Raw genomic sequence first — 207 nt, 5'->3', positions numbered from 1 at the left:
TGGCCAACGCGTTGACGACCAACCAGATCGTCGCCCTGAGCTCGAACCAGCTGGGTGCCTTCAACACCGCCCAGTTCGGCGCGCTGTCGACCAACGCGATTGCCGCGATCGAGACGGCCGATATCGGTGGCCTGAAGACCAACGTCATCGCCGCGCTGAAGTCGGCGCAGGTGGCGGCCCTGACGACCAACCAGATCGGTGCCCTGG

1 protein-coding gene is annotated in these 207 nt (G+C 65.7%); it reads left to right on the top strand.

Annotated features, from left to right (window positions below):
• A partial coding sequence (locus GM672_RS30350; protein ID WP_170300308.1) for a hypothetical protein occupies positions 1-207 on the top strand: 207 nt, incomplete at both ends.

Source organism: Pseudoduganella buxea (genome assembly GCF_009720835.1).
GTDB lineage: Bacteria > Pseudomonadota > Gammaproteobacteria > Burkholderiales > Burkholderiaceae_D > Rugamonas > Rugamonas buxea.
This window is presented reverse-complemented; position numbering and strand designations above follow the sequence as displayed.